General features: G+C 57.3%; 21 protein-coding genes. 4 read left to right on the forward strand and 17 right to left on the reverse strand.

Annotated elements, in window-relative coordinates; genetic code table 11:
• Positions 1–19 precede the first annotated feature (19 nt).
• The gene (locus EAV92_RS17000; RefSeq protein WP_123042192.1) at positions 20–292 is read left to right on the forward strand and encodes an autorepressor SdpR family transcription factor; all 273 of its coding nucleotides are present in this window, start codon (positions 20–22) and stop codon (positions 290–292) included.
• Positions 289–969 (forward strand): SdpI family protein, encoded by a 681-nt coding sequence (locus EAV92_RS17005; protein ID WP_123042193.1) that lies wholly within the window; start codon positions 289–291, stop codon positions 967–969. Before EAV92_RS17000 ends, EAV92_RS17005 begins: the two co-directional genes overlap by 4 nt.
• A gap of 48 nt (positions 970–1,017) precedes the next feature.
• Here the strand turns inward: EAV92_RS17005 and EAV92_RS17010 are convergent, their stop codons facing one another.
• The 5 genes from EAV92_RS17010 to ftsE all read right to left on the reverse strand — a co-directional run bounded on the left by EAV92_RS17010 (position 1,018) and on the right by ftsE (position 6,959).
• Positions 1,018–2,445 (reverse strand): PDZ domain-containing protein, encoded by a 1,428-nt coding sequence (locus EAV92_RS17010; RefSeq protein ID WP_123042194.1) that lies wholly within the window; start codon positions 2,443–2,445, stop codon positions 1,018–1,020.
• An 18-nt stretch (positions 2,446–2,463) separates the two neighbouring features.
• Positions 2,464–3,981, reverse strand: coding sequence for a S41 family peptidase (locus EAV92_RS17015; RefSeq protein WP_241158300.1), 1,518 nt, complete (start codon positions 3,979–3,981; stop codon positions 2,464–2,466).
• 177 nt (positions 3,982–4,158) lie between these two features.
• Positions 4,159–5,337: a murein hydrolase activator EnvC family protein gene (locus tag EAV92_RS17020; protein WP_123042196.1), complete on the reverse strand. Its 1,179-nt coding sequence runs from the start codon at positions 5,335–5,337 to the stop codon at positions 4,159–4,161.
• Between the two features lie 28 nt (positions 5,338–5,365).
• A complete protein-coding gene (gene ftsX / locus EAV92_RS17025) occupies positions 5,366–6,283 on the reverse strand; it encodes a permease-like cell division protein FtsX (protein WP_123042197.1) in 918 nt (305 codons plus the stop codon).
• Positions 6,273–6,959: a cell division ATP-binding protein FtsE gene (gene ftsE / locus EAV92_RS17030; RefSeq protein WP_123042198.1), complete on the reverse strand. Its 687-nt coding sequence runs from the start codon at positions 6,957–6,959 to the stop codon at positions 6,273–6,275. Before ftsE ends, ftsX begins: the two co-directional genes overlap by 11 nt.
• Positions 6,960–7,191: 232 nt before the next feature.
• Between ftsE and EAV92_RS17035 the strand changes: the two genes are divergently transcribed.
• Both EAV92_RS17035 and EAV92_RS17040 read left to right on the forward strand, forming a co-directional pair.
• Complete coding sequence (locus tag EAV92_RS17035; protein ID WP_123042199.1) at positions 7,192–8,631, forward strand: VanW family protein; 1,440 nt, start codon at positions 7,192–7,194, stop codon at positions 8,629–8,631.
• A 289-nt stretch (positions 8,632–8,920) separates the two neighbouring features.
• The gene (locus EAV92_RS17040) at positions 8,921–10,180 is read left to right on the forward strand and encodes a hypothetical protein (protein WP_123042200.1); all 1,260 of its coding nucleotides are present in this window, start codon (positions 8,921–8,923) and stop codon (positions 10,178–10,180) included.
• Between the two features lie 97 nt (positions 10,181–10,277).
• Here the strand turns inward: EAV92_RS17040 and argH are convergent, their stop codons facing one another.
• The 12 genes from argH to EAV92_RS17100 all read right to left on the reverse strand — a co-directional run bounded on the left by argH (position 10,278) and on the right by EAV92_RS17100 (position 24,229).
• Positions 10,278–11,693: an argininosuccinate lyase gene (gene argH / locus EAV92_RS17045; protein WP_123042201.1), complete on the reverse strand. Its 1,416-nt coding sequence runs from the start codon at positions 11,691–11,693 to the stop codon at positions 10,278–10,280.
• 15 nt (positions 11,694–11,708) lie between these two features.
• Positions 11,709–12,947 (reverse strand): argininosuccinate synthase, encoded by a 1,239-nt coding sequence (locus EAV92_RS17050; protein WP_123042202.1) that lies wholly within the window; start codon positions 12,945–12,947, stop codon positions 11,709–11,711.
• Positions 12,948–12,996: 49 nt separating this feature from the next.
• Positions 12,997–13,929, reverse strand: a complete 933-nt coding sequence (gene argF / locus EAV92_RS17055; protein WP_123043783.1) for an ornithine carbamoyltransferase — start codon at positions 13,927–13,929, stop codon at positions 12,997–12,999.
• A 39-nt stretch (positions 13,930–13,968) separates the two neighbouring features.
• Complete coding sequence (locus EAV92_RS17060) at positions 13,969–15,153, reverse strand: acetylornithine transaminase (protein ID WP_123042203.1); 1,185 nt, start codon at positions 15,151–15,153, stop codon at positions 13,969–13,971.
• A 21-nt stretch (positions 15,154–15,174) separates the two neighbouring features.
• A complete protein-coding gene (argB, locus tag EAV92_RS17065; RefSeq protein WP_123042204.1) occupies positions 15,175–15,963 on the reverse strand; it encodes an acetylglutamate kinase in 789 nt (262 codons plus the stop codon).
• Positions 15,964–15,977: 14 nt separating this feature from the next.
• Entirely contained in the window at positions 15,978–17,213 is a 1,236-nt protein-coding gene (gene argJ, locus EAV92_RS17070; protein ID WP_123042205.1) for a bifunctional glutamate N-acetyltransferase/amino-acid acetyltransferase ArgJ, read from the reverse strand.
• 33 nt (positions 17,214–17,246) lie between these two features.
• Positions 17,247–18,299 (reverse strand): N-acetyl-gamma-glutamyl-phosphate reductase, encoded by a 1,053-nt coding sequence (gene argC / locus EAV92_RS17075; RefSeq protein ID WP_241158301.1) that lies wholly within the window; start codon positions 18,297–18,299, stop codon positions 17,247–17,249.
• Positions 18,300–18,452: 153 nt separating this feature from the next.
• Positions 18,453–19,298, reverse strand: a complete 846-nt coding sequence (locus EAV92_RS17080; RefSeq protein WP_206424333.1) for a YitT family protein — start codon at positions 19,296–19,298, stop codon at positions 18,453–18,455.
• A gap of 154 nt (positions 19,299–19,452) precedes the next feature.
• A protein-coding gene (prfB, locus tag EAV92_RS17085; protein WP_123042207.1) for a peptide chain release factor 2 occupies positions 19,453–20,572 on the reverse strand; the annotation gives its coding sequence in 2 pieces (ribosomal slippage) (positions 19,453–20,493 and positions 20,495–20,572; 1,119 coding nt in all).
• A 27-nt stretch (positions 20,573–20,599) separates the two neighbouring features.
• The gene (secA, locus tag EAV92_RS17090) at positions 20,600–23,113 is read right to left on the reverse strand and encodes a preprotein translocase subunit SecA (RefSeq protein WP_123042208.1); all 2,514 of its coding nucleotides are present in this window, start codon (positions 23,111–23,113) and stop codon (positions 20,600–20,602) included.
• Between the two features lie 157 nt (positions 23,114–23,270).
• On the reverse strand, positions 23,271–23,834 hold the full coding sequence (hpf, locus tag EAV92_RS17095) for a ribosome hibernation-promoting factor, HPF/YfiA family (protein WP_123042209.1): 564 nt from the start codon (positions 23,832–23,834) through the stop codon (positions 23,271–23,273).
• Between the two features lie 197 nt (positions 23,835–24,031).
• Positions 24,032–24,229, reverse strand: a complete 198-nt coding sequence (locus EAV92_RS17100) for a cold shock domain-containing protein (RefSeq protein WP_123042210.1) — start codon at positions 24,227–24,229, stop codon at positions 24,032–24,034.
• Between the last annotated feature and the right edge of the window lie 77 nt (positions 24,230–24,306).

A 24,306-nucleotide genomic window follows, 5' to 3' on the forward strand; every position in this document is an offset into this window, starting at 1 on the left:
CAAGGAGGTGATTTCCCGGATGAACGAGTCGTTCAAGGCGCTGTCGGACCCGACCCGCAGGAAAATCATCCAACTGCTCAAAGAGCGCGACCTGACCGCCGGCGAAATCGCCGACAGCTTCTCCATCTCCAAGCCGAGCATTTCGCATCATCTCAACATTTTGAAGCAGGCCCGGCTGGTGCAGGACGAAAGGCAAGGCCAGAACATTTTATACTCCCTCAACCTTACCGTCATGCAGGAAGTCATGGGTTGGTTTCTCGGCATGATGGGACCAAAGGAGAATGACTCATGACCACAACGACGGAAAACAAAAAAATCTGGACGCGCAGGGACGTTTGGTTAATCGGTTTTAATGTGGCGGCATTCATCGTATTGTTCGCGGTTTTCAACGGAAGCCTGCCCGACGTCGTCGGCTCCCATTACAACGTCGCAGGCGAGCAGGACGGCACGATGCCCAAGTGGGGCTTCTGGCTGCTCACCGCCGTGTTGTTGATCGGGCTCCCCCTTCTGATGAAGGCGCTTCAGTTCGCCGATCCGCGCAAAGCGAATTATGCTTGGTTCGACGGCTTCTTCGACCTGTTCCGGTGGGCTCTGTCCCTGTTCATGCTGGGCGTATTCCTGATGATGATTTTCACGAACTTGGGCTACCACATTCCGGCGATTAACATCCTGCTCGGCGGCCTCGGCGTGCTCTGGTTCGTAATCGGAAACCGTCTCGGCCAAGTCCGCAGCAACTTCTTCTTCGGCATCCGCACCCCATGGACGCTGATGGACGACAACAACTGGAGATTGACCCACCGTTTCGGCGCGAGAATGTGGGTGATCGCGGGCTTGATCATGTTCGTTTGCTGCTGGTTCGTGAACGCCTACGCGGCCGCCGCCATTCTGATCTCGTGCGCCGCATTGAGCGCGATCGTGCCGATGGTTTACTCGTATTTGCTGTTCGCGCGCCAAAGCAAGAAGGTTTGAAATGGCATGAAGAAAGCCCGTGAGCGGTTATGCTCACGGGCTTTTTACTCATTTTTTCGCGCTTCTGGGCGGCAGGCCCGGATCCGGCTGAGGCATCGGCGGCGTTTCCGGCTCAATGACCGCTGCTTCCGACGCAGCGTCGGTACCTTCTGCGGCCGCTTGCTCCGCATTCGCAGCCATCGATTCCGACCGGGCGAACGCCAGGCCCGCGCGTCGGCGCGCACCGGCGCTGCGCAGGTTTTGCCACAGGGACGCCGACCTCGGTGTGGCGACGAAGTCCGCCGACTCATCCGGCGCGAGCACCAGGCCGAGCTGGTGATGCTCCCCGGCGTAGCGGGCGCGCTGCAGGAATTTCACGTGTCCTTCGCGATTCGCCACTTCCATTTTGCAAAACGCCGATTGCCGCTGAAGTGCCGCGTGCAGATCCTCTTTGGTACGGGTTGTGCTTCCGTTGACCTTGCGGATCGTTTCGCCGGCCATCAGCCCCATTTCAGCGGCCGGGGTTCCGGGCAGTACCGCCAGGATCTTGACGCCGGTGCCGTCCTGTGCGTAAAGCGGGTGGCGTCCCGCTTCCCGGAAGCGGCTGAAGAACACGAGAGCCTCATGCAAGCCGAAAGCCGCAATGGATGCCGCCACGGCGAGAGGCGGCCAATAGATGGCCCCTGCAGCCAACGCGGCAAGCACGATCCCGTAATAAATCAGTTGATTGCCGGCGTCCTTCGCCTTTCGCTCCGGCCAGAAAGTCTCCGTCCGGTCGCTGAATCCGATCACGACGGGGAACGCCATAAACGTCCACAAAGCCATATCCGCGGCGGCACTGCCGAAAAGCGGCGCCCACGGCAGCGAAAATCCGTCTCCGCCCGATGACGGTACCAGCCACAGCAGCGGGATAGGCCATGCGCCGGACAAGGCGTACGCGCCGACCGGTTTGCCCCGTTTTCCTTCCAGGAACAGCGGAATGGCCGTTTTCGCGCCTTGCACGCGGACGAGGAACCCTTCCGCGACATGCAGCAAGCCCGCCAAGAACAGGAGTCCCGGTACATCGATGTCGTCGATCGCCTGCAATGCTTCCAGCGCGAATCCGCTCGTTTGATCGGCCGGGACTGTCCAGGAAAGGATCGCTTGCAGCAATCCCAGCGCTCCCGCGGCATAAGCCAGGCAAATATAGCGCAGCCGGAACAACGCGAGCACAAGCATCGCCGCCCACACGCACAGCAAGGTCTCGGGCGACAACGCGGCGCCCGCTCCGAGTCCCGCTGCGGAAAGCGCAAGACCCACAACGGCGCCTGCCCCCAGCCGGATGAGGACCAGGTACAAGGAGCCGTACAACCGGACGTGGAACAATCTCCGTTGCAGCGTCACACCCTGGCTCGCGTGCCACCAAACCAGCAATACCGCGATATATAAATAAGGCATAGAAAGCAGGCCGAGAACGGCCTGTCCCGCCTCCTGCAATCCGTTCAGCAGAGGATCCACGGGGACCTCCCCCTTCCGTCAACCACCTACATATTCGACGGAGGGAGAAAAATTCCTCCCCGCCGAAGTCAGCCCGATCATGCTCCGCGCCTTGTCCAGCGCGGCCTGAAGCTGTTTGTCGTTCTCCGGTTTCTGAAGCTCCCCATACAGCGCCTCCTCCAGCCGGTCCGCCGTCTTCTCGTCCACGGTTCCGGTCACCGTCAAACCTTCTTGTTGTTGGAATGACCGCAGCGCTTGCTCCGTCGCTTCGCTGAAATAGCCGTCCTTGCGGTCCGCCGGAAACCCGACGCCCTCCAGGATGTTTTGGAGGTTTTTCACGTCTTCCCCCGTCTCGTCCCGCTTGAGCACCCGGTCGCGCGGAAGCTTGAACGCCAGCCAGTAATCCGGCTGCGCCACCTTCAGATCCGGTTCGATGCCTTGATGATGGATCCACGTCCCGTCGGGAAGCAGCCATTTGAACACGGTCAATTTAAGCAGGCTTCCGTCGCCCAAGTCGTCGCCGTAGCTGATTTGGACGGTCCCTTTTCCGAAAGAAGTCTCCCCGACCAAAACCGCTCCCGCCGACTGCCTCAGCGCCCCGGCCAAAATTTCCGCCGAGCTCGCGCTGGCTTTGTTGATGAGCACCAGAATCGGGTATGTCTTCGCTTGATCCGGCTTGGCTTGGGACAACGCCTGTACGCGGTGTCCGTCGTTATATTCGTATTGGACGATCACCTTGCCGGCAGGTACGAGCAAGCTCGCGATTTTCTCCACGGAATCGGTCATGCCACCCGGATCGTTCCGAAGGTCGACGACGAGCGCCTTCATTCCCTTGGTTTCCATCGCTTTGAGTTCGTCTTCCACCTGGACCGGAGTGTTCATGGAAAACTGGCTGATCGACAGCCGGCCGATCCCATCCTCGCCAAGCTGCGCTTTCACCGTTTCCATCGGAATCCGGTCGCGCACCAGCTCCAGCTCGATCGGCTCTTTCGCCCCCGAGCGCAGCACCTTCAGCTTGGCTTTGGTGCCTTTAGGCCCGCGGATTTTCGCTGCCGCGTCGCTTAAGGACAAGCCTTGCAAGCTCTCTCCATTCACCATGAGCAGCACGTCACGCGCCTGCAGCCCCGCCCTCTCCGCCGGAGAATCCTTCATCGGCGAATCGACGACGATCATGCCGTTTTCCTTCTTCAAATCGGCCCCGATCCCGGTAAAGGCTCCTTGCGTCGTATCCGTGAATTTGCCTGCTTCTTCACTGGACATATAAACGGAGTAAGGATCGCCGAGCGACTCCACCATGCCTTGGAGCGCGCCGTCGATGAGCGCCCTGCGGTCCGCCGGAACCATGTAATGGTCGCCGATCAGGTCGAGCGCTTTGTTCAGCTTATCCAGTTCTTCTTGCCTCAGTCCGTCCGGAGAATCGATTCCCTTCACGGACGTGACGGGCATGATGGCGGTCGGCGTCAGCCCGCCGGCTTGAACCGCGCCCCAAGTCGCCGCTCCGCCGGCGATGGCCGCGAGCACCGCGAGCGCCAAAACCGTACGACCTCGGACCCACACGGCCATCCACTTCCTTTTATCGGTCTCTCTTCTCGATTATGACACGTAAACCGGACTTCTCCTAGATGCAAATTCAACGAAAAGCCGGCTTGCTTATGAACAAAGCCGCCCCCGGTCCTCCGCACGCCCCAGGCGTTCTCGCGGCGGAGCCGGACGGCGGCCGTCCGTTCCAACTCGTTATTTCAGGTAAGGAACCGGGCTCACGGGCTCGGAGTTCTTGCGAACTTCAAAGTGAAGATGCGGCCCGGTCGAAGCGCCGGTCGAACCGACCAGCGCGATTTTCTCGCCGCGCTTGACGGTATCTCCCTTGTTCACGAGGATGCCGCCGTTTTTAATATGACCGTATACGGTCCAAAGCCCGCCGCCATGGTCGATGATGACGCAGTTCCCGTAGCTGCTCCACCACTGCGCGACGATGACGACGCCGGATTCCGCGGCGTAGATCGGCGTTCCTTGCGGGACGGCCATATCCATGCCCGTGTGAAGCTGCTTTTTCCCCGTGATCGGATGGATCCGGTAGCCAAACGGCGACGTGATCCGGTAGCTCACGTGCAGCGGAACGGCGAGCTTGCCGCCCGTATAGTAGGTCTTCAGCCGGTTTTTCTCCGCCTGAAGCTTGGACATCTTGCTCGCCAGAGCCATGAGCTCTTTCTCCGATTCCTCGCTGATCTCCTCGGAATCTTCAATCTGCTGAGCGAGCTGCGACACCATTTCTTCTTTGTCGTTTTCCTTGCTCTCGAGATCGGCTTTCTGGTCGGCGATCTGCTCGTAAAGCTGTTTGACCTCTTCGAGATCCTGCGTCACTTCCGCTTTCTTCTGCTCGACCAACGCCCGCACGGTCTTCTGGTCAACCAGCAGGTCGCGGGTTTGCGTGGTGATGGACTGGAAAGCGTCAAAACGGCTGATGAAATCCGAGAAACTCGTCGCGCTGAGCAAAACGTCCATATACGAGACGGCTCCGTTCGTGTACATCAGACGCACGCGCGAATCAAGCTGGTCGCTGGTGGAAGCCTCCTTGGCCATGGCATCCTCCAGCTCCAGACTCGTTTGCCGAAGATTATCTTCCGTTTGCGCGACTTTATCTTGGGTCTGCGCCAATTTGGTGCCCGCCTGGTCGATTTGCTTCATCAGGGCGTCGATTTCCTCTTTGGTCGCCTGTTTCTTGGTCGTGAGGCTCTTGACGTCTTTTTGGGCCTGGCTTTTCTGCCGGGCTTTGGCGTCCATTTCGGCTTGCAGCTGCTTGATCTGCTTGTTGATCTTGTCCAACTGGGAAGAGGCCGCTTGTCCCGGATAAGGGGACGAAACGAACATGGCGATCATGACGACCGCGAGCGTCAGGGCGATTTTCCTTTTCACCGGAGTCCTCCTTCTGACTGCGTTTATATTAAACTTTCAAATATTTGCGGACGGAGAGCGTGCTGCCCCAGACGCCGAGCAGAAGTCCAAGGGCGGCAACCGTGCCGGTCACGATCCAACCGACGTCCTTCACCGACGCAAGCTCGATCATGTAAAGGCCGATGTCCTGCTGCGCCGTCGTGATCAATTCCGAGTAGCCGTACAAAAGAATGCCGGAAGTGATGGCCGAACCGGCGATGCCGATCAGCACCCCTTCGATGAAGAAAGGCCAGCGAATGAAGTTGTTCGTGGCGCCGACCATTTTCATGATCGAAATTTCGCGCCGTCTGGCCATGATGGTCATTTTGATCGTCGTGGAAATGAGGAACATCGCCATCACCGCGAGACCCGCGACGATGACCAGGCCGATGTTGCGCACCGCATTCGTGATACGGAAGAGCTTTTCTACCGTTCCCGCTCCGTATTTAACGGCCGTAATAGGCTTGTCCGGGTCGGTCTCGTTGATCGCCTGGATCTTCTTCGCGGCGAAGCCGATCGTCTGCGGTTGATAGACTTCGATTTCGAACGCATCCGGCAGCGGATTCGTCTCGTCCGTGTAGCCCTCAAGCGCGACGCGGCTTTCTTCGTCCATGCTGTCGCGCAGGCGTTTGAGCCCCTCCGCCTTCGAAATGAAGGTGACGGTTTTGAGCTCCGGAATCCGGCGGATCGTGCGACTGATCTCTTCGATTTTGGGCCGCTCGAGACCGATCTTCAGGTAAACGCGGATCTGAACCTGATTGTCGAGCTGGTCGGCGAGTTTGTTCACATTTAAGGCCAACAGCATGAATACGCCTAATATGAACAACGAAACGGTGATCGAGCTGATCGACGCGAAGGTCATCCAGCCGTTGCGCGCCACGTTTTTGCCGCCCTCCCGCAGATGGCGGACGAGGGTGCTAAGCCTCATAGCCGTATTCCCCTCTCTGCTGGTCGCGCACGATGGTGCCCCGCTCGATGGCGATGACGCGCTTACGCATCGTGTTCACGATTTCTTTGTTGTGGGTGGCCATGACGATGGTGGTGCCGCGGAAATTGATCTCCTCGAGGAGCTTCATGATTCCCCACGAGGTTTCGGGGTCAAGATTCCCTGTCGGCTCATCAGCCACGATGACCGCAGGGCTGTTGACGATCGCGCGAGCGATCGCGACGCGTTGCTGTTCACCGCCGGAGAGCTGGGCAGGCAGGCTGTTCGCTTTATGCTTCAGGCCGACCAGGTCAAGCACTTCCATCGTGCGCCTCTTGATCGTGCGGCGGGGAGCCTCGATGACTTCCATGGCGAAAGCGATATTATCGTAGGCGGACAGCTTCGGGAGCAGCCGGTAATCTTGGAAAATGACCCCGATATTCCGCCGAACGTATGGAATTTTGCGTTGCTTGAGCTTGCCTATATTGAAACCGTTGACGGAGATTTGTCCCTTGCTCGGGACTTCCTCCCGGTAAATGAGCTTCATGAACGTCGACTTGCCGGCGCCGGAAGGACCTACGACGTAGACGAACTCGTTGCGGTCGATCACCACGTTGATTCCTTGCAGGGCGATCGTACCGTCGGGGTAGGTCTTCCAGATGTCTTGCATTTCGATCACGATATCACTTCCTGTTAGGATTCGGACTTTAGCTACTTCGACATCATGCTATAAAATCCTTTATTTGTCGACTTTTCCGGCGCGAAAAGAGTCATATATATACCCCAAAACCGTTGGCCTGCAACACATCATGGAATTCTTTAAAATTTTCTAATCTTTGCGGAAATCCAAACCTTGGCTGAGCTTATATATTGTAAAGAGTTTTCGCAGAGTCATAGGGGGCGAGGGAACCGTGAAAAAGGGCTTGCTTGTCGCTTGGGCGGCGGTATTGGTGGCGATCGGCGGAGGGGCTGCGGCTGCTACGTATCATATTGGGCAGGATGATCGCCTTCCGGCGGGATTCTCGGTTGGGGGCTGGGAGGCCGGCGGGTTGTCGGCAGACGAGGCGTTGGGGGAGCTGCGGGGTCGGTTGGCGGGTTTGGAGAAGATGCAGGTTAAGGCGGTGGCATCGGGGGAGGATTCGAGTGTGGGGTTGCCGGTTAAGACCGTGCAGCAACTTGGATTGCGGGTCTCGGCCGACGAAGCGGTGGAAGCGATGGAGCGGTATCGCGACCGCGGCTGGTGGGACCGGGCGTGGATGCGGCTAATCTCGGGGGAGCGCGGAATGTCGTATCCCGTAGAGCTGGCTTGGGACGACGGGGTTTTGCAGCGTGAGGTTCAGCGCGCTTGGGGCGGCGCCGCCGGCAGTCAGCCGAAGGTTGCTACGCGAGTGATTACGGCGGATGACCAGGTCGTTTATACGCGGGAAGTAGTAGGGAGAGAAGTTGATTTGAAGACGTTGGCGGCTCGGGTGAAGGAGCTTGTTCCGTTATCGTTAGCGGCAGATGTGGCTGCGGAACCGCGGAAAATCGCGTTGCCGATTATTGAGACCATCCCGAAGGTGACGATTGCTTCCTTAAAAGAGGAAGGCATCGATCGGAAGATCGCCGAGTTCACCACCTCCTTCGCAACGAGCGCAGAAGGGCGATCGCATAACGTTACAGCAGCCGCGAAAGCTTTGAACGATACGCTGCTGATGCCCGGTGATGTTTTCGAATATGGCAAAATCGTCGACAAAGCCGACAAAGAATACGGCTACCGCGAAGCGCCGGTCATCGTCAACGGCAAGCTGACGCCGGGAGTCGGCGGCGGCATCTGCCAAGTGTCGAGCACGCTGTACAACGCCATCCTGCTCGCAGGCCTGGACGTCGTGGAGCGCCGGAACCACTCCATCCCCGTGCACTACCTGCCTCCGGGGTTGGACGCTACTTTCGCAGACGGCTACATCAATTTCCGATTCAAGAATACGACAGAAAAACAATTGCTCATCCGCACGGTTGTGCAGGATAAGCACGTAACGGTTAAGCTGTTCGGTACGCTCGACGAGCACGTTTCCTACCGCACGGAAACGAAACAGGTGAAAGTAGTCTCGCCTCTGGTCCGTTACGTGAGCAATGACACGGTTACACTCGGCCAAGAGCAAGTTCTGCAGAGAGGCGAAGCCGGCATGGTCGTGGACACTTTCCGCATAAAGTTGCTCGATGGTCAAGAAGTATCGCGCGAACGACTGCCCCGCTCCAGCTACCGCGCTCAGGATGGGTTGATTGCGGTGAATCCGGAGGATCCGCGACTGAAGCCGCAGGACACGACACCTCCGCCATCTGGTCAGGAGGGTCCTGTGGAGCCGGTGTAATTTATAAGGGGTTATCTCCAAAGGTCGACATCGGCCTCGGGGATAACCCCGCTTTTTGTAATCTGAATCACAAAAATCGAAAGTTTTCTATTTTTTTTGCGAAAGTTGTCTCTTGTCCTATTAAATGCGACATAGGATGGGACGATATTAATATTGGAGATGGAAAATCATGTTTTGTGAGGAGAATTCGGCATAGGGCAGGTGAGACCGTCAGTCTTCGACACAAGATCAACCTTTCCACCCGATGTCAATCAGTATCACAAGATGAGAAAAAAAGGAGAATGAAGGAATGGAAAAAAGAAGCTTCAAAAAAATTCTTTTGAGTACCGTTCTTAGCGCGGCACTCGCGATCGTACCTGCCACGTTCGCAAGCGCAGCGACTGTGAGCGTAGACTGGGACCCGGCCAATCTGACGGTTAACAATAACGTCGGCATTGCGGACACGGTGGTCCTCACCGGCCTGAAAGCTGGAGCAGTCATGAAAGTTTACAAAACCAATCCTGCCGACACGTCTGCGAAACCGAAGTTGCTCGGACAAGCTACCGCAAAAGATGGCACGGCTACGGCTACCGTCGGCAACTTGACCGAAGGCGACGACATTTTCGTTACTGTTGTGTTGGAGACTTCTGCAAGTTCTAAAAAAGTCGGCGCTCCGGCAAAAACGGAAAAAGCCGTCACTGACCAAGTTTACGTTCAAAACAATGCCGGAATCGCGGACACTGTCACTGTAACGGGGCTTACCTACGCCGGAACTAAAGTTACCGTGTTGAACGGCACGACGCCTATCGGTACGGGAACTTCCGCTTTAGTGTCTTCCAAATCCACTGCGGTTAAAGATGTCGTGATCTCGATCCCGACCAAGTCCAACCTGGGCAATGGTTCTTCCGGTTCCATTAACATTGTTCTCCAAGATAAAGGCAAAGACCCGTCCGATCCTGTCTCAGTTTCTTTCAGCGCAGAAGAAAAAACCTCTGTCACGGGAGTAACTTACGCTACTTATAACAACTTTGGAAAAGCTGACCAAGTCAAAGTGTCTAACATCGGAAATACGGGACTCGTTGCTGGTGATACGGTAATCCTCTGGAAAGAATCTGGGGCAAAGACGAAGATCGCTTCCGCAGTGGTCTCGAAATCTCTGGTGGCAACCTTCAACGTTGCTAATCTTGACTCCACAGGAGCTGCTGGATCCGTATGGTTTACGGTTACCAGAAAAGGATACCTGCAATCCGATGCTCAGGAAGCTAAGTTCGATGCTGAGCCTGTTACCGACAAACCTTCTGTAACAGGAGTAACCTATGTGAACAGTAAATCTACTTCCGACAAAGTAACAATTGCAAATAGCAGCATCAAAAAAGGTGCTACCGTAACCCTGTTTGACAACGGAGCGAAAATCGCTTCCGGTACGGTTACGGTTGAAGGAACCATCACGCTTAGCGCTTCCAATAAGCTTGGTGCTACCGGCGGAACGAAACTGACGATCACGGTTAAAGAAGTGGGCAAACGCGAATCCATTGCATCCGATGAATTCAGCTACGGCCCGGAATCCTAAGCCATCTCTTGAAGACGAGAACGCCGGTATAGCCGGCGTTCTTCTTTTATGGCAAAAATCCCGAACCATCAAATAAATGGTTCGGGATTTTCGTTATCTACCGACTCTTCTCTGCATACTCCGCAACCCACTCTGACGTGCCAGCCATCACAGCTTCCGCACGTTCAATGGCTGCTGCCACTTGAACAGTAGCCGTGCCTCCATAGACGTTACGCGCGTTGACGACGCTCTCCGGCTGAAGCACCTGATAGATCGTGTCGTCGAACAGCGTGGAGAATTGCTTAAACTCGTCCAAGGTGAGGTTGAGTAGGAACTTGTTGTTCTGGATGCAGTACAGAACCGTCTTGCCGATGACTTCGTGCGCTTGACGGAACGGAAGTCCCTTCGAGGCCAGGAAGTCGGCGATGTCCGTCGCGTTGGAGAAGTCCTGGTCGACGGCTTTGCGCATCTTGTCCGTACGCACTTTCATCGTTTCGATCATCGGCGCGTACAGCTGCAGGGCGCCCTGGAGCGTCTTCACCGTATCGAACATGCCTTCCTTGTCTTCCTGCATGTCCTTGTTGTAGGCCAGCGGAAGCGACTTCAGCACGGTCAGCAGGCCGATCAAGTTACCATAAACTCGCCCCGTCTTGCCTCGGACCAATTCCGGCACGTCGGGGTTTTTCTTCTGCGGCATGATGCTGGAACCGGTGCAGAATGCATCATCCAGCTCGACGAACTGGAATTCGGTGCTGGACCACAGGATCAGCTCTTCGCTCAGTCGCGACAGATGCGTCATGATGAGCGATGCGTTCGCGAGGAACTCGACGATGAAGTCACGGTCGCTCACGGCGTCGAGGCTGTTTTCATAGACGCGTCCGAAGTTCAGCTGCTTCGCCGTAAACAAACGGTCGATCGCGAACGTGGTGCCGGCAAGGGCGCCTGCCCCTAGAGGCAACATATCGATGCGCTTGTAGCTGTCCTGCAGGCGTTCGATATCGCGTCCGAACATGGACACGTACGCCATGAGGTGATGCGCAAAAAGAATCGGCTGCGCCCGCTGCAGATGCGTGTACCCCGGCAGGATCGTGTCGAGGTTGGCTTTCGCTTGCCCGATCAATGCCGTTTGAAGCTTGTGCAGAAGGTCGACGAACTCGACGACCCTCTTGCGCAGGTACAAGTGCATATCGGTCGCCACCTGGTCATTGCGGCTGCGGCCGGTATGCAGCTTGCCGCCGACGGGACCGATTTCCTCGATGAGTGCCTTCTCGACGCTCATGTGAATGTCTTCGTCTGCGACGAGAAACTCGTGCTCGCCGTTCAGAATCCGCTGCCGAACCTTCAGCAGTCCATCCTTAATCTGCTCGACATCTTCCGCCGGGAGGATGCCGCATTGTCCAAGCATCGTCACATGTGCCAAGCTGCCCTGAATGTCTTCTTCGGCGAGCTCCTTGTCGAACGTGATCGAAGCCGTATATTCTTCTACCAGCTGGTCGGTTTTCTTCGTGAACCGGCCGCCCCACAGCTTGCTCATGAACGCGAAGCCCCCTTAAACGCCCGAGGCGCCGTTCACGCCGGAGGATACTTTGAGACGCAGCGCGTTCAGGCGGATGAAGCCGGTCGCGTCGCCTTGGTCATACGCTTGCGTCGGGTCCGCTTCCATCGTGGCGATGTGCGGGTTGTACAGGCTGACCGGGCTCTTCAGGCCGGCTGCCATGATATTGCCTTTGTACAACTTCAGGCGAACGGTACCGGTCACGTTCTTCTGGCTCTCGGTCACGAGAGCTTGAATCGCGAGACGTTCCGGCGCGAACCAGAATCCGTTATACACGAGTGAGCTGTATTTGGAGATCAGCGAGTCGCGCAAATGCATGACGTCGCGGTCCATCGTGATCGATTCCATTTTGCGGTGAGCAGTGAACAGGATCGTTCCGCCCGGCGTCTCGTATACGCCGCGGCTCTTCATGCCGACGAAGCGGTTTTCGACCATGTCGACGCGGCCGATGCCGTGTTTGCCGCCGAGCTCGTTCAGCTTCTCCATGACGGCCAGCGGACTCAAACTCTCACCGTTCACGGCGACGCAATCGCCTGCTTCGAAGTCCAGCTCGACGTATTCCGCTTGATCCGGCGCTTTTTCCGGAGAGACGGACAGGACGTACATGTCCTGGACGTCGTCCGCGCTGGAATCGAACCACGGATCTTCGAGCATGCCGCTCTCGAAGCTGATGTGCAGCAGGTTGCGGTCCATCGAATACGGCTTCGACGCCGATGCTTGAACCGGAATGCCGTGTTTCTCGGCATAAGCGATCATTTCGGCGCGGCCCGGGAAGGCGTTACGGAACTCTTCATTCCGCCAAGGCGCAATGACTTTGATGTCCGGCGCCAGAGCAGCGGCCGTCAATTCGAAGCGCACTTGGTCGTTGCCTTTGCCGGTAGCGCCGTGAGCGATTGCCGTTGCGCCTTCCGCGCGTGCGATTTCAACCATGCGCTTGGCGATAAGCGGACGAGCGATGGACGTGCCGAGCAAGTATTGCCCTTCGTACAGCGCACCGGCTTGGAACATCGGATAGATGAAGTCCTTCGCGAATACCGCGCGCAGGTCGTCGATGTACACTTTGGAAGCGCCGGTTTTCTTCGCTTTCTCTTCCAAACCGTCGAGCTCTTCCTTCTGCCCGATGTCGGCGGTAAACGTAATGATTTCGGCATCGTAGGTTTCCTTGAGCCACGTCAGGATGACGGACGTATCGAGACCCCCGGAGTATGCCAGCACGATTTTTTCTTTGGCCATGACGGTTTCCCCTACCTTCTCTATCCTCTAAAATGGTCGATCCGCCCGCTTACATGATCGCGGCCATGATCGCTTTCTGCGCGTGGAGACGGTTCTCGGCTTCGTCGAAAATGACGGAGTGAGAGCCATCGATGACGCCTTCGCTCACTTCTTCGCCGCGGTGGGCCGGCAGGCAGTGCATGAACAAATAGTCGGCCTTGGCGGATTTGACGAGCGCTTCGTTCACTTGGTATTTGGCGAACGCTTTCTCGCGTTCCTTCTGCTCTTCCTCGAAGCCCATGCTCGCCCAAACGTCGGTGTAGACGATATCGGCGTTCTCGATCGCTTCGCGCGGATCGCGGACGATGTCGATCCGGGAGCCGGTTTCCCCGGCTACTTCCCGGGAGAGCTTGACGATCTCCGGATCCGGATCGTACCCTTCCGGCGAGGCGCCTGCGTAGTGCATGCCCAGCTTGCTCGCCCCCATCATAAGGGAGTGGGCCATATTGTTGCCGTCGCCGATGTAAGCGATTTTCAGCCCTTCGAGACGTCCCTTATGCTCGAGCACCGTCTGATAGTCAGCAAGCGCCTGGCAAGGGTGAGATTGGTCAGACAAAGCATTGATGACCGGGATCGTCGCTCCTCTCGCCAGCTCGACCACGTTGCGGTGGCCGAACGTACGGATGATCATGCCGTCCAAATAACGGGACATGACCTGTGCGGTATCGCGGATCGTCTCGCCGCGGCCCATCTGGATTTCGTTGCGGCTCAGAAACAGAGCGTGACCGCCTAATTGGTACATGCCAACTTCAAAAGAAACCCGCGTTCGCGTGGAAGACTTTTCGAAAATCATGCCGAGGGTTTTGCCCTTTAACGGCTGGAACACCTCTCCGGCTTTCTGCTTGCGTTTGAGCTCTATGGCAAGATCCAGCAAATAGCGGATCTCTTCCGGTGTGTAATCGATCAATCCGAGGAAGTCCCGGCCCTTCAGCTGGGCCGCCATTTCTTCCAGGTTCGCGGCCAAAGGCACAACAATCCCCTCCTATGCTTGCTTTGCCGCTGCCCTTTCGGTGAGCACCGCGGCGATCAGGCCAACGGCCTCGTCGATTTCTTCATGGGTAACCAGCAGGTTCGGCAGCAGCCGGATGACATTCGGCCCGGCCGGAACGACGAGCAATCCCCGCTTATGCAGCTCGGCGATCGCGTCCCCCGCCGGTTCATCGCACAATATGCCGACCAGCAGCCCCTTGCCGCGGATGCCCGCAACGCCCGGAATGCCGTCCAAATGTTTGTGAAGCTCGCCCATCAAATACTGAGCTGCTTCAGCCGCCTTTTCAGCAACGTTCTCTTTCAGCATCGTCTCGATCGTCGCGACGACGACGGACATGGCGATCGGCGTCCCGCCGAACGTCGTGGCATGCGAGCCCGGTACGAAACCCTCGGTGTATGGCTTTTTCGCCAGCATAGCGCCGACAGGGAATCCGCTTCCGATGCCTTTCGCGAGCGTGAAAACGTCCGGTTCGACGTCGTAGTGCTGGTAAGCGAACAGTTTGCCCGTACGGCCCATGCCGGTTTGCACTTCGTCGATAATCAGCAGCAACCCATGCTTATCGCACAGTTCGCGAACGGCGCGCAAGAAATCCGCCTCGACCGGGATGACCCCGCCTTCCGCCTGCACGAGCTCCAGCATGATCGCCGCGGTACGATCGTTGATCGCGGACTCCAAAGCCGGCACGTCGTGCAGAGGCACGTGCACGAATCCTTCCGGCAGCGGCAGGAAGCCTTCCTTGACTTTGTCCTGCCCCGTCGCCGTCAGCGTGGCCAATGTCCGCCCGTGGAACGACTGGTTAAAGGTAATGATCTCGTAGCGATACTCGCCACGGACCTTCTGATGATAGCGCCGCGCCAGCTTGATCGCCGCTTCGTTCGCGTCGGCGCCGCTGTTGCAGAAGAACACGGCGTCGGCGCAGCTGTTGTCGACCAATAGGCGTGCGGCACGCTCTCCGTTCGGATTGGAGAAGAGATTGGAAATATGCCACAGCTCGTCGAGCTGCTTCACCAAAGCTTGCTTCACCGTATCCGGCACATGGCCGAGATTGGTGACCGCGAGCCCGCTCATGAAATCCAGATATTCCTTGCCTTGGTCATCCCAAAGGCGGCTGCCCTTGCCCTTCACTAACGTAATGGGGTAGCGGGCATAAGTAGAAAACAGCGCGCTTTCGCTCATCGTAAATTCACTCCTTTAAGTTCAGTCTCTGACGATCCGGGTTCCCAAACCGCCTTCCCGCACGGCTCGGCTGAGCACGCGCTCCGCCGCCCCGTCCACGATCAGTACTTCCCGTACGTTGCCGTGCAAACAGCTCATCGCCGCCCGCACTTTCGGGATCATCCCGCCGTAAATTTCCCCGCTCGCGATCATCTCTTCGATATCGGCAAAGGTGACTTGCGGCAAAACGGTTTTCTCGCCGTTCACCGTTCGCATGATTCCGGGAACGTCCGTCACGACGATCATCGTATCGACGCCCAGATGCGAAGCCACCGCGCCGGCCGCGGTGTCGGCGTTGATGTTATAGCGTTGCCCTGCCGCGTCGATGCCGATCGGCGCGATGACCGGCAAATATCCGAGCGCCATGACGCCTTGAATCAGTGAGGCGTTCACGCCGGTCACGTCGCCGACAAGCCCGACTTCCTCATGGTTGGCCACCGGCTGCGCCTCGATCAACCTGCCGTCGGTACCGGATAAACCGAGCGACTTCGCCCCGTTCTGCTGCAGCTTGCGGACGATCTCCTTGTTGATCCGTCCGGCCAGCACCATCTCCACGACGTCTAGCGTCGCTTCGTCCGTGACCCGAAGGCCGTTCACGAAGCGGCTTTCGATGCCCAGCTTGCCGAGCGTTTCGTTGATCGCCGGCCCGCCGCCGTGAACGATGACGGAACGAACGCCGCTCTCCTGCAAATCCCGCAAATCCTGAAAAAAAGCATCGGGAAGCGCCGCAAGCGTGCTCCCCCCGCATTTCATCACGAAAGTGTCCATCATTCCGTTCATACCCCTTACGTTCGATACGCAGCGTTGATCCGGACGTAATCGTACGTCAGATCGCAGCCCCATGCCGTCGCCTTGCCTTCTCCCATATGGAGCTCGACATGGATGCCGACCGTATCGCCTTTCAAGTATTCCAGCGCAGCGGCTTCGTCGAACGCCACCGGGCGGGATTGCTCGAGTACGAGAATGTCCCCCAGCCGGATGTCGATGGTCGCCACGTTCACAGGCTGACCCGCGCGCCCAACGGCGGCGATGATACGTCCCCAGTTGGCGTCCGCGCCGAATACGGCGGATTTTACGAGGCTGGAGCCGATGATCGTCTTGGCGATGGCCGCGGCCGCTTCGTCGCTTGCCGCGCCGCTCACGACGGTCTCGATCAGCTTCGTCGCGCCTTCTCCGTCGCGGGCGATCGCTTTCGCCAGCTCGCCGCAAACGTGCCGAAGCCCGTCAGCGAACGCCGCGAAATCCGGATGGCTGCGCGTCAGCTCTTGATGACCAGCCAACCCGCTCGCCATGGCGACCAACATGTCGTTCGTGCTCGTATCGCCGTCGACGGTGATCATGTTGAACGTCACGTTCGTCACTTCGCGCAGCAGCTCTTGCAGCAGCGAAGGCGAAATGACCGCGTCCGTCGTCACGAATCCGAGCATCGTTGCCATGTTCGGATGAATCATGCCGGAGCCTTTGGCCGCGCCGGAGATCGTCACCTTCCGGCCGTCAACGTCCAGCGTCACGCAGGATGTCTTCTTGACCAGGTCGGTCGTCAGAATCGCCTGGCAGAAATCGTCCGACCCTTGCGCGTCATCTCGGAGCCGTCCCGGCAGCTTGTCGATGCCCGCCCGGACGCGGTCCATTTTCAGCAACTCACCGATGACGCCCGTCGAAGCAACCGCAACGTGATCCTTCCCGACGCCCAATACCTCCGCGATTCGCGATTGCATTTCGCGCGCATCCGCTTCCCCCTGCTCGCCCGTGCATGCGTTGGCGTTGCCGCTGTTCACGAGCATCGCGCGCAGCTTACCGCCTCCGGCAGCCAGACTGTTGCGGGTCACGCCGAGCGGGGCCGCTTGAAACAAGTTCGTCGTATATACCGCAGCCGCGGATGCGTCGACCTCGCACCAAATGACGCCTAAGTCGTGACGCTCCGATTTTTTCAATCCGCAGTGAAGGCCCCCGGCCTTAAACCCTTTCGGCAGCGTGACGCCGCCGTCCGGAACAATTTCGTAAGCTGGTACTTTCCCCATATCGGCTGTTCAAGTCCTCTCCAAGTGGGATGGTTACGGGTAGGCCGGCGTGAAACGCAGTCCCCACGTTTCGTCCCAACCCATCATCAGGTTCAAGTTCTGGATCGCTTGCCCGGCAGCGCCTTTAACGAGGTTATCGATGACGGAAAACACCGTCACCCGGCCGGTCCGGGAATCCACCGAAAATCCGATGTCGCAGTAGTTCGATCCCCAAACTTCTTTCGTAGCCGGCCATTGACCCACCGGGCGAACCCTCACAAACGGACGGCCTTCGTAAAATTTCCGGTACAGCTCCACGAAATCGGCATCTGTACGCTTCTCAGTAAGCTTGGCGTAAGACGAGCACATGATCCCTCTCGTCATCGGCACCAGGTGCGGAGTAAACGTGAGCGTAACCGGACGTCCCGCCGCGCGGGACAACGTTTGCTCGATCTCGGGCGTATGCTGGTGTTTATTCACTTTATAGGTTTTGAAATTTTCGTTGATTTCGGAAAAATGGTTGCCCAGGCTGAGCCCGCGGCCCGCGCCGGAAACGCCGGACTTCGCGTCGATGATGATGCTGTCCGGGTCGATCCAGCCCGCCTGAACGGCAGGATAGAGAGCCAGCGCCGCCGTCGTCGCGTAGCAGCCGGGATTCGAAATGAAGGATTTGTCCGCGACTTCCGAACCGAAAACCTCGCAAAGCCCGTAAATGGCATTGTCCACGTCGGCTTGAACCGCCGGCTCGTGTTTGTACCATTCGCGGTACGATTCCCCGTCCTTCAAGCGATAATCGCCGGAGAGGTCGATGACCTTGAGGCCGGCCGCCAAGAACTGGGGAGCAAGCTTCATGCTGACGCCATGCGGCGTCGCCAGGAAAACGACATCGGCCTTGCTGCGAATCAGCTCAGGATCGACGCCGTCCAGCAGGTCGGTGCGGATTTCGGTCAAATGGGGAAAACCTTCCGCGATCGGCGTCCCCGCGGCGGAGGAAGAGATGACGGAGGTGACGGTGACTTGCGGATGGGAAGCCAACAGGCGAATGAGTTCGACGCCGCCGTAGCCGGTGGAACCGACGATGGCCGCGCGCAGCGGTTGATGACTCAAGTTTCATTCCTCCATGCATAAAAGCGATTCAAGTCAAGGATGGAAGCCCTGTAAAAACCATCCTCATTGTACCGAATAACGGTGCGGAAAGAAAGCGAAAATCGGGGACTCTCCACCCCGGATAAGAATATGCATTATTATACGCCCTATGTATTATTTATTCAATGGGTCATATTGAAATCCTTCCCCGAGCACTTCCGCCGTATTGCTGATGATGACGAACGCGTTCGGATCCGCAGCCCGAACGAGCGCTTTAAGCTTCGCCACTTCGTTCTGGCCGACCACGGCCAGCAGGACCGGACGCTCTTGCCCCGTATATCCGCCCTCCCCGTGCAGCCTTGTCAGGCCCCGATCCAAATCGTGCAGGATTGCCGCCGACACCTTGTCCGGCTCGTTGGAAATGATGAACGCCGCCTTGGAGGTTTGCAGCCCTGTCTGCACGACATCGATCGTTTTGCTCGTAACGAACAAGCCGATGAGAGCGTATAGCGCATTTTCGAACGAGATCAGAATTCCAGCGGACAAAATGATGATGCCGTCGAAAATCGCCATCGCGAGTCCCAAGCGGATGCCCGTGAGACGATGCAGGATCTGCGTAGCAATATCCATGCCGCCGGTGGATGCCCGACCTCGGAAGACGAGGCCGATGCCGAACCCTACGGCCAGACCTCCGTATACGGCATTCAGCAAAGGATCGTGCGTCGGCGCGTGAGAACCGAATTGGGAAGTCAGCAAAATGAACAGGGGCAGCACAAAGGAACCGACCGCCGTTTTCACTCCGAAGCCCTTTCCGAGTACGAGTACGCCCGCGATGAATAGCGGTATGTTCAGCGCCCATTGGGTGTAGGCCGGCGTAATGCCGAACAGGTTGTTGATGATGACCGAAATCCCAGAAACTCCGCCGGAAGCGATCTTGTTGGGGAGCAGGAACAGGTTGAACCCTACGGCGACAATGAAACAGCCAACCAGCAGAAAAAGGTACGAGCCGATTTCCTGCATCCTCGGGGAGACACGGACGGTTTTGCGCTGACTGCGCTTCGGTTTGCGGGATTTATCGTTCGGCAGGGTCGTTGCCACGACAGCCACTCCTCTATGTAACATGGAAAAAGTTCCTACACTTGCGTGTAGGAACCGATGGATGGTCATATGAAGCTTATTGCACTTCCTGCTTGATTTGGCTGCGCAGGTATCCGTCGATGAAGGCGTCCAGGTCGCCGTCCATGACGGCTCCGACGTTGCCCGTCTCGACGGACGTCCGATGATCCTTCACCATGCTGTAAGGATGGAACACGTAGGAGCGGATCTGGCTGCCCCAAGCGATGTCCTTCTGCTCGCCGCGGATCGCGGCCAGTTCTTCCTGCTGTTTCTGGATCTCGAGCTCATAGAGCTTGGATTGGAGCATCTTCATCGCGCGCTCGCGGTTGGAAATCTGCGAACGCTCGGTCTGGCAAGCGACGACGATCCCGGTCGGGATGTGCGTCAGCCGAACGGCCGAGTCCGTTTTGTTGATGTGCTGGCCGCCCGCGCCGCTCGAGCGGTACGTGTCGACCCGCAGATCTTCGGGACGGATTTCGATCTGCACGTCATCCGGGATTTCCGGTACGACGTCGCAGGATACGAACGACGTATGGCGCCGGCCCGAAGCGTCGAACGGGGAAATCCGGACGAGCCGGTGCACGCCCTTCTCCGCTTTCAGATAGCCGTAGGCGTTGTAGCCTTTGACCATGATCGTGACGCTCTTGATGCCGGCTTCGTCGCCGGGCAGATAGTCCAGCAGCTCGACTTTGAAGCCGCGTTTCTCCGCCCAGCGGGTGTACATGCGGTACAACATGGAAGCCCAGTCCTGGGACTCGGTGCCGCCTGCGCCTGGGTGAAGCTCGAGGATAGCATTGGCTTTGTCGTACGGTTCGCTTAGAAGGAGCTGGAGTTCGAATGCGTCGACTTTGCCGGACAGCGCTTTGACGTTCTCCGTCCACTCCGCCGCCAGCTCGTCGTCGTCTTCCATTTCGAGAATTTCCTGCATGTCTTCGAGATCCGTGCGCTCGTTATCCAGCTTCTCGTACTGCTCGACGACCGACTTGATCGCGTTCATCTCGGAGATGATGCCTTGGGCTTTATCGTTATCGTCCCAAAAATCGGGTGCGCTCATTTTGACTTCGTAGTTCTCAATTTGCTCGCGCTTGAGATCTAAGTCAAAGAGACCCCCTAAGTTGCTGTAGTCGCTTCGCGCACTCGCGAAGGTCTTGCTTTACCGATACGTCCAGTTCGGACATGATGCGATCACCTCATATTAAAATCCATTACTCCATGCTGCCGTGGCATTGCTTGAACTTCTTCCCGCTTCCGCACGGGCAAGGATCGTTGCGGCCGACGCGCTGCTCGTCGCGTTTCGTCGGTTTCTTCGGTCCTTCTTCCGCTTTCGCGTCCACGGCTTGCCCTTCGGCGACGGCTTCGCGCTTCAGGTTGCTTTCGACATGCGCCTTCATGATGTAGAGCGTGATCTCTTCTTCGATGCGCTCGATCATGCCGAGGAACATGTTATGGCCTTCGAATTGATATTCGCGAAGCGGATCGTTGCCTCCGTACGCGCGGAGATGGATACCTTGACGAAGCTGGTCCATCGCGTCGATATGGTCCATCCACTTGCTGTCGACGGCGCGGAGAACGACGACTTTCTCGAACTCGCGCATGATCTCCGGTCCCATGTTCGCTTCGCGCTCATCGTACAACGCGACGATGCGTTCCATGAGCATTTCGATCATTTCTTCCTTTTCCTTGCCCCACAGATCTTCTTTGGTCAGCCGGTCATCCGGCAGGAAGTGCGTGTGGGAGTAGGTCAGCAAGCTGTCGATATCCCAGTTCTCCGGAATTTCCTCGTCCGGGCAATGGCTTTCGACGGCACGCGTGACGGTCGAGCGGATCATGCCGAGCACGATCTCCCGGATGTTTTCCGAGAACAGGATTTCGCGGCGGTCGCCGTAGATTTTCTCCCGCTGCAGGTTGATGACGTCATCGTACTGCAACACGATGCGGCGAGCGTCGAAGTTGCTTCCTTCGACCCTCTTCTGCGCGGATTCAATGGCACGCGTGATCAGACGGCTTTCGATCGGGGAATCTTCGTCGAAGCCGAGGCGCTCCATCATGCCCATGATATTGTCGGCGCCGAAACGGCGCATCAATTCGTCCTGCATCGACAGGTAGAACTGCGAGGAACCCGGGTCGCCCTGGCGTCCCGCGCGGCCGCGGAGCTGGTTGTCGATCCGGCGGGATTCGTGCCGCTCCGTACCTATGATATGAAGGCCGCCGACTTCCGGAACGCCTTCACCCAGAAGAATGTCGGTACCGCGGCCCGCCATGTTCGTCGCGATCGTAACCGCGCCGTGCTGGCCCGCCTTGGAGATAATTTCGGCTTCCACGGCGTGGTACTTGGCGTTCAGCACCTGGTGGGCAACGCCTTTCTTCTTGAGCATTTCCGAAATGCGCTCGGAATTCTCGATGGATACCGTGCCGACCAGTACCGGCTGGCCGGTTTTGTGGCGTTCGACGATTTCCTCGACGACCGCCTTGTATTTGCCGTTCTCCGACTTATAGACGGTATCCGGCATGTCGTTACGGATCATCGGACGGTTCGTCGGTACCTGCACGACTTCGAGGCCGTAAATCCGCTTGAATTCCTCTTCCTCGGTCTTCGCCGTACCGGTCATGCCGGCCAGCTTGCGATACATCCGGAAGTAGTTCTGGAAAGTGATCGTCGCGAGCGTCATGCTCTCGTTCTGAACCTTCAGCCCTTCCTTCGCTTCGATCGCTTGGTGCAGACCGTCGCTGTAACGGCGGCCGGACATCAGCCGTCCCGTGAACTCGTCGACGATGATGACTTCTTCTTCCTGCACCACGTAGTCGACGTCGCGCTTCATAATATAGCGAGCACGAAGCGCTTGGTTGACGTGGTGGTTAAGAAGCACATGATCATGCGCGTACAGGTTGTCGATGCCGAAGGCTCGTTCCGTTTTCGAAACGCCTTGCTCCGTCAGCACGATGCTTTTCATTTTAATATCGATCGTATAGTCTTCCGTCTCGGTGAGACGGCTGACGAAACGGTCGGCCGCGTAGTAAAGCTCGGTCGACTTCTGAGCTTGGCCGCTGATGATGAGCGGGGTCCGCGCTTCATCGACGAGGATGGAATCGACTTCGTCGATGATCGCATAGGAAAGAGGCCGCTGGACCATGTGCTCTTTGTAAAGCACCATGTTGTCGCGCAGATAGTCGAAGCCGTATTCGTTGTTGGTTCCGTACGTAATGTCGCAGGCATAAGCCGCTTGCTTCTCTTCATGCGACAATCCGTGCAGGTTGCACCCGACGGTCAGGCCGAGAAACGTATAGATCTGGCCCATTTCCTGGCTGTCGCGCTGGGCCAGGTAATCGTTGACCGTGACGACGTGAACGCCTTTGCCGGCGAGCGCGTTCAGGTAGACCGGGAGCGTGCCGACGAGCGTTTTGCCTTCGCCGGTTCTCATCTCCGCGATTTTGCCGGAGTGAAGCACCATGCCGCCGATCAGCTGCACGTCGTAATGGCGCTTATTCAAAACGCGCTTGGAAGCCTCGCGAACGACCGCGAACGCTTCGGGCAGCAGGTCGTCCAACTCTTCGCCTTGCTCCAGGCGGTTGCGGAACTCTTCCGTCTTGCCGCGCAGTTCCTCGTCGCTGAGCGCTTGAATAGTCGGTTCAAGGGCGTTGATCTCCTCGACCGTGCGGGAGAGCCGCTTCACTTCGCGTTCGTTGGCGTCTCCGAATATTTTTTTAACGAGTCCGAGCATGGGGGAACTCCTCTCTCTTGCAGGTATGGCAGTATCTTTACATTTTATCAGGTTGTCAATGGGGGGGCAAGAAAAGGGTAATGGAAAAGGGCCCGTTTCCCGTTCTATACAAATAAAAGCCCCGGCAAGATGCCGGGGCTTTTATTGGCTTTTATTGTTATTCCGCCGTTTCGATTAACCCGTATTTCCCGTCGCTGCGACGGTATACGACGTTCACTTCCTTCGTGTCGGAGTTGGCGAATACGTAGAAATTGTGACCGACCATGTTCATGTGGAGGATCGCTTCTTCGACGTCCATCGGCTTCATCGAGAACCGTTTGGTCCTGACGAGCTCCAGCTCGTCTTCGTCTTCGTGGATCAGGGTAGACACGCCGCTGGTGCCTGTACCCGCTTCCTCCTTGAAAAGTCTGGCCGTGTCCGACCGGCGGAACTTGCGGTTCAGTTTGGTTTTGTGCTTGCGAATTTGGCGTTCGAGTTTGTCCACTACGAAGTCGACGGAAGCGTACATATCGTCCCGCTTCTCTTCGGCCCGCAGCATAACGCCCGGCAAAGGGATGGTGACCTCGATGGCATGCTGGCCTTTGGTCACGGCCATTGTCACTTGCACATCGGATTGAGGAGCTGCTTCAAAATACCGTTCCAGCCGACCGAGTTTCTTCGCGACATAATCTCGAAGAGCTTCCGTCACTTCCATACGCTGACCACGAATGTTGTATTTCATAGGCAAACCTCCTTTGCTGATTCCATCTTACCACAGTGGAAGAGGAGGTTTCAAAACATTCCGATGATAATTTTGAATTTTCTCACAATTGTTTGAAAAAATAAAAAACCCCGGATTTCTCCGGGGCCGGTCAGCCGGCAAGAGTATTGGTAATCGGCAGTTTGTATAAAACCGCGGCGCCTAAATGCGCCGGATGATTACGCTCTGGTTACGTTTGCGGCTTGAGGTCCGCGTGCGCCTTGCACGATGTCGAACTCTACCGTTTGGCCTTCGTCCAAGGATTTGTAGCCGTCCATTTGGATAGCGGAAAAGTGAACGAACACGTCGCCGCCTTGTTCCGTCTCGATAAAGCCGTATCCTTTTTCCGCGTTGAACCATTTCACTTTACCTTGCATCCGTTAAACATTCCCTTCATTGTTCAGATACTGTTGGGAGCGGCGTGCCGCCTGCCCACAAACCGACTATATCATTG

It is taken from the genome of Cohnella candidum, assembly GCF_003713065.1.
Taxonomy (GTDB): domain Bacteria; phylum Bacillota; class Bacilli; order Paenibacillales; family Paenibacillaceae; genus Cohnella; species Cohnella candidum.

Excerpts from the sequence above, each read along its gene's own strand:
- ftsX (WP_123042197.1), bottom strand. The coding sequence starts at position 6,283 with ATGAGGCTTAGCACCCTCGTCCGCCATCTGCGGGAGGGCGGCAAAAAC.
- argJ (WP_123042205.1), bottom strand. The coding sequence starts at position 17,213 with ATGGGGAAAGTACCAGCTTACGAAATTGTTCCGGACGGCGGCGTCACG.
- argF (WP_123043783.1), bottom strand. The coding sequence starts at position 13,929 with ATGGCGGCCCAGCTGAAGGGCCGGGACTTCCTCGGATTGATCGATTAC.
- EAV92_RS17060 (WP_123042203.1), bottom strand. The coding sequence starts at position 15,153 with ATGAGCGAAAGCGCGCTGTTTTCTACTTATGCCCGCTACCCCATTACG.
- hpf (WP_123042209.1), bottom strand. The coding sequence starts at position 23,834 with ATGAAATACAACATTCGTGGTCAGCGTATGGAAGTGACGGAAGCTCTT.
- EAV92_RS17040 (WP_123042200.1), top strand. The coding sequence starts at position 8,921 with ATGGAAAAAAGAAGCTTCAAAAAAATTCTTTTGAGTACCGTTCTTAGC.
- EAV92_RS17100 (WP_123042210.1), bottom strand. The coding sequence starts at position 24,229 with ATGCAAGGTAAAGTGAAATGGTTCAACGCGGAAAAAGGATACGGCTTT.
- argB (WP_123042204.1), bottom strand. The coding sequence starts at position 15,963 with ATGATGGACACTTTCGTGATGAAATGCGGGGGGAGCACGCTTGCGGCG.
- secA (WP_123042208.1), bottom strand. The coding sequence starts at position 23,113 with ATGCTCGGACTCGTTAAAAAAATATTCGGAGACGCCAACGAACGCGAA.
- EAV92_RS17080 (WP_206424333.1), bottom strand. The coding sequence starts at position 19,298 with ATGCAGGAAATCGGCTCGTACCTTTTTCTGCTGGTTGGCTGTTTCATT.
- EAV92_RS17050 (WP_123042202.1), bottom strand. The coding sequence starts at position 12,947 with ATGGCCAAAGAAAAAATCGTGCTGGCATACTCCGGGGGTCTCGATACG.
- argH (WP_123042201.1), bottom strand. The coding sequence starts at position 11,693 with ATGAGCAAGCTGTGGGGCGGCCGGTTCACGAAGAAAACCGACCAGCTG.
- EAV92_RS17005 (WP_123042193.1), top strand. The coding sequence starts at position 289 with ATGACCACAACGACGGAAAACAAAAAAATCTGGACGCGCAGGGACGTT.
- EAV92_RS17000 (WP_123042192.1), top strand. The coding sequence starts at position 20 with ATGAACGAGTCGTTCAAGGCGCTGTCGGACCCGACCCGCAGGAAAATC.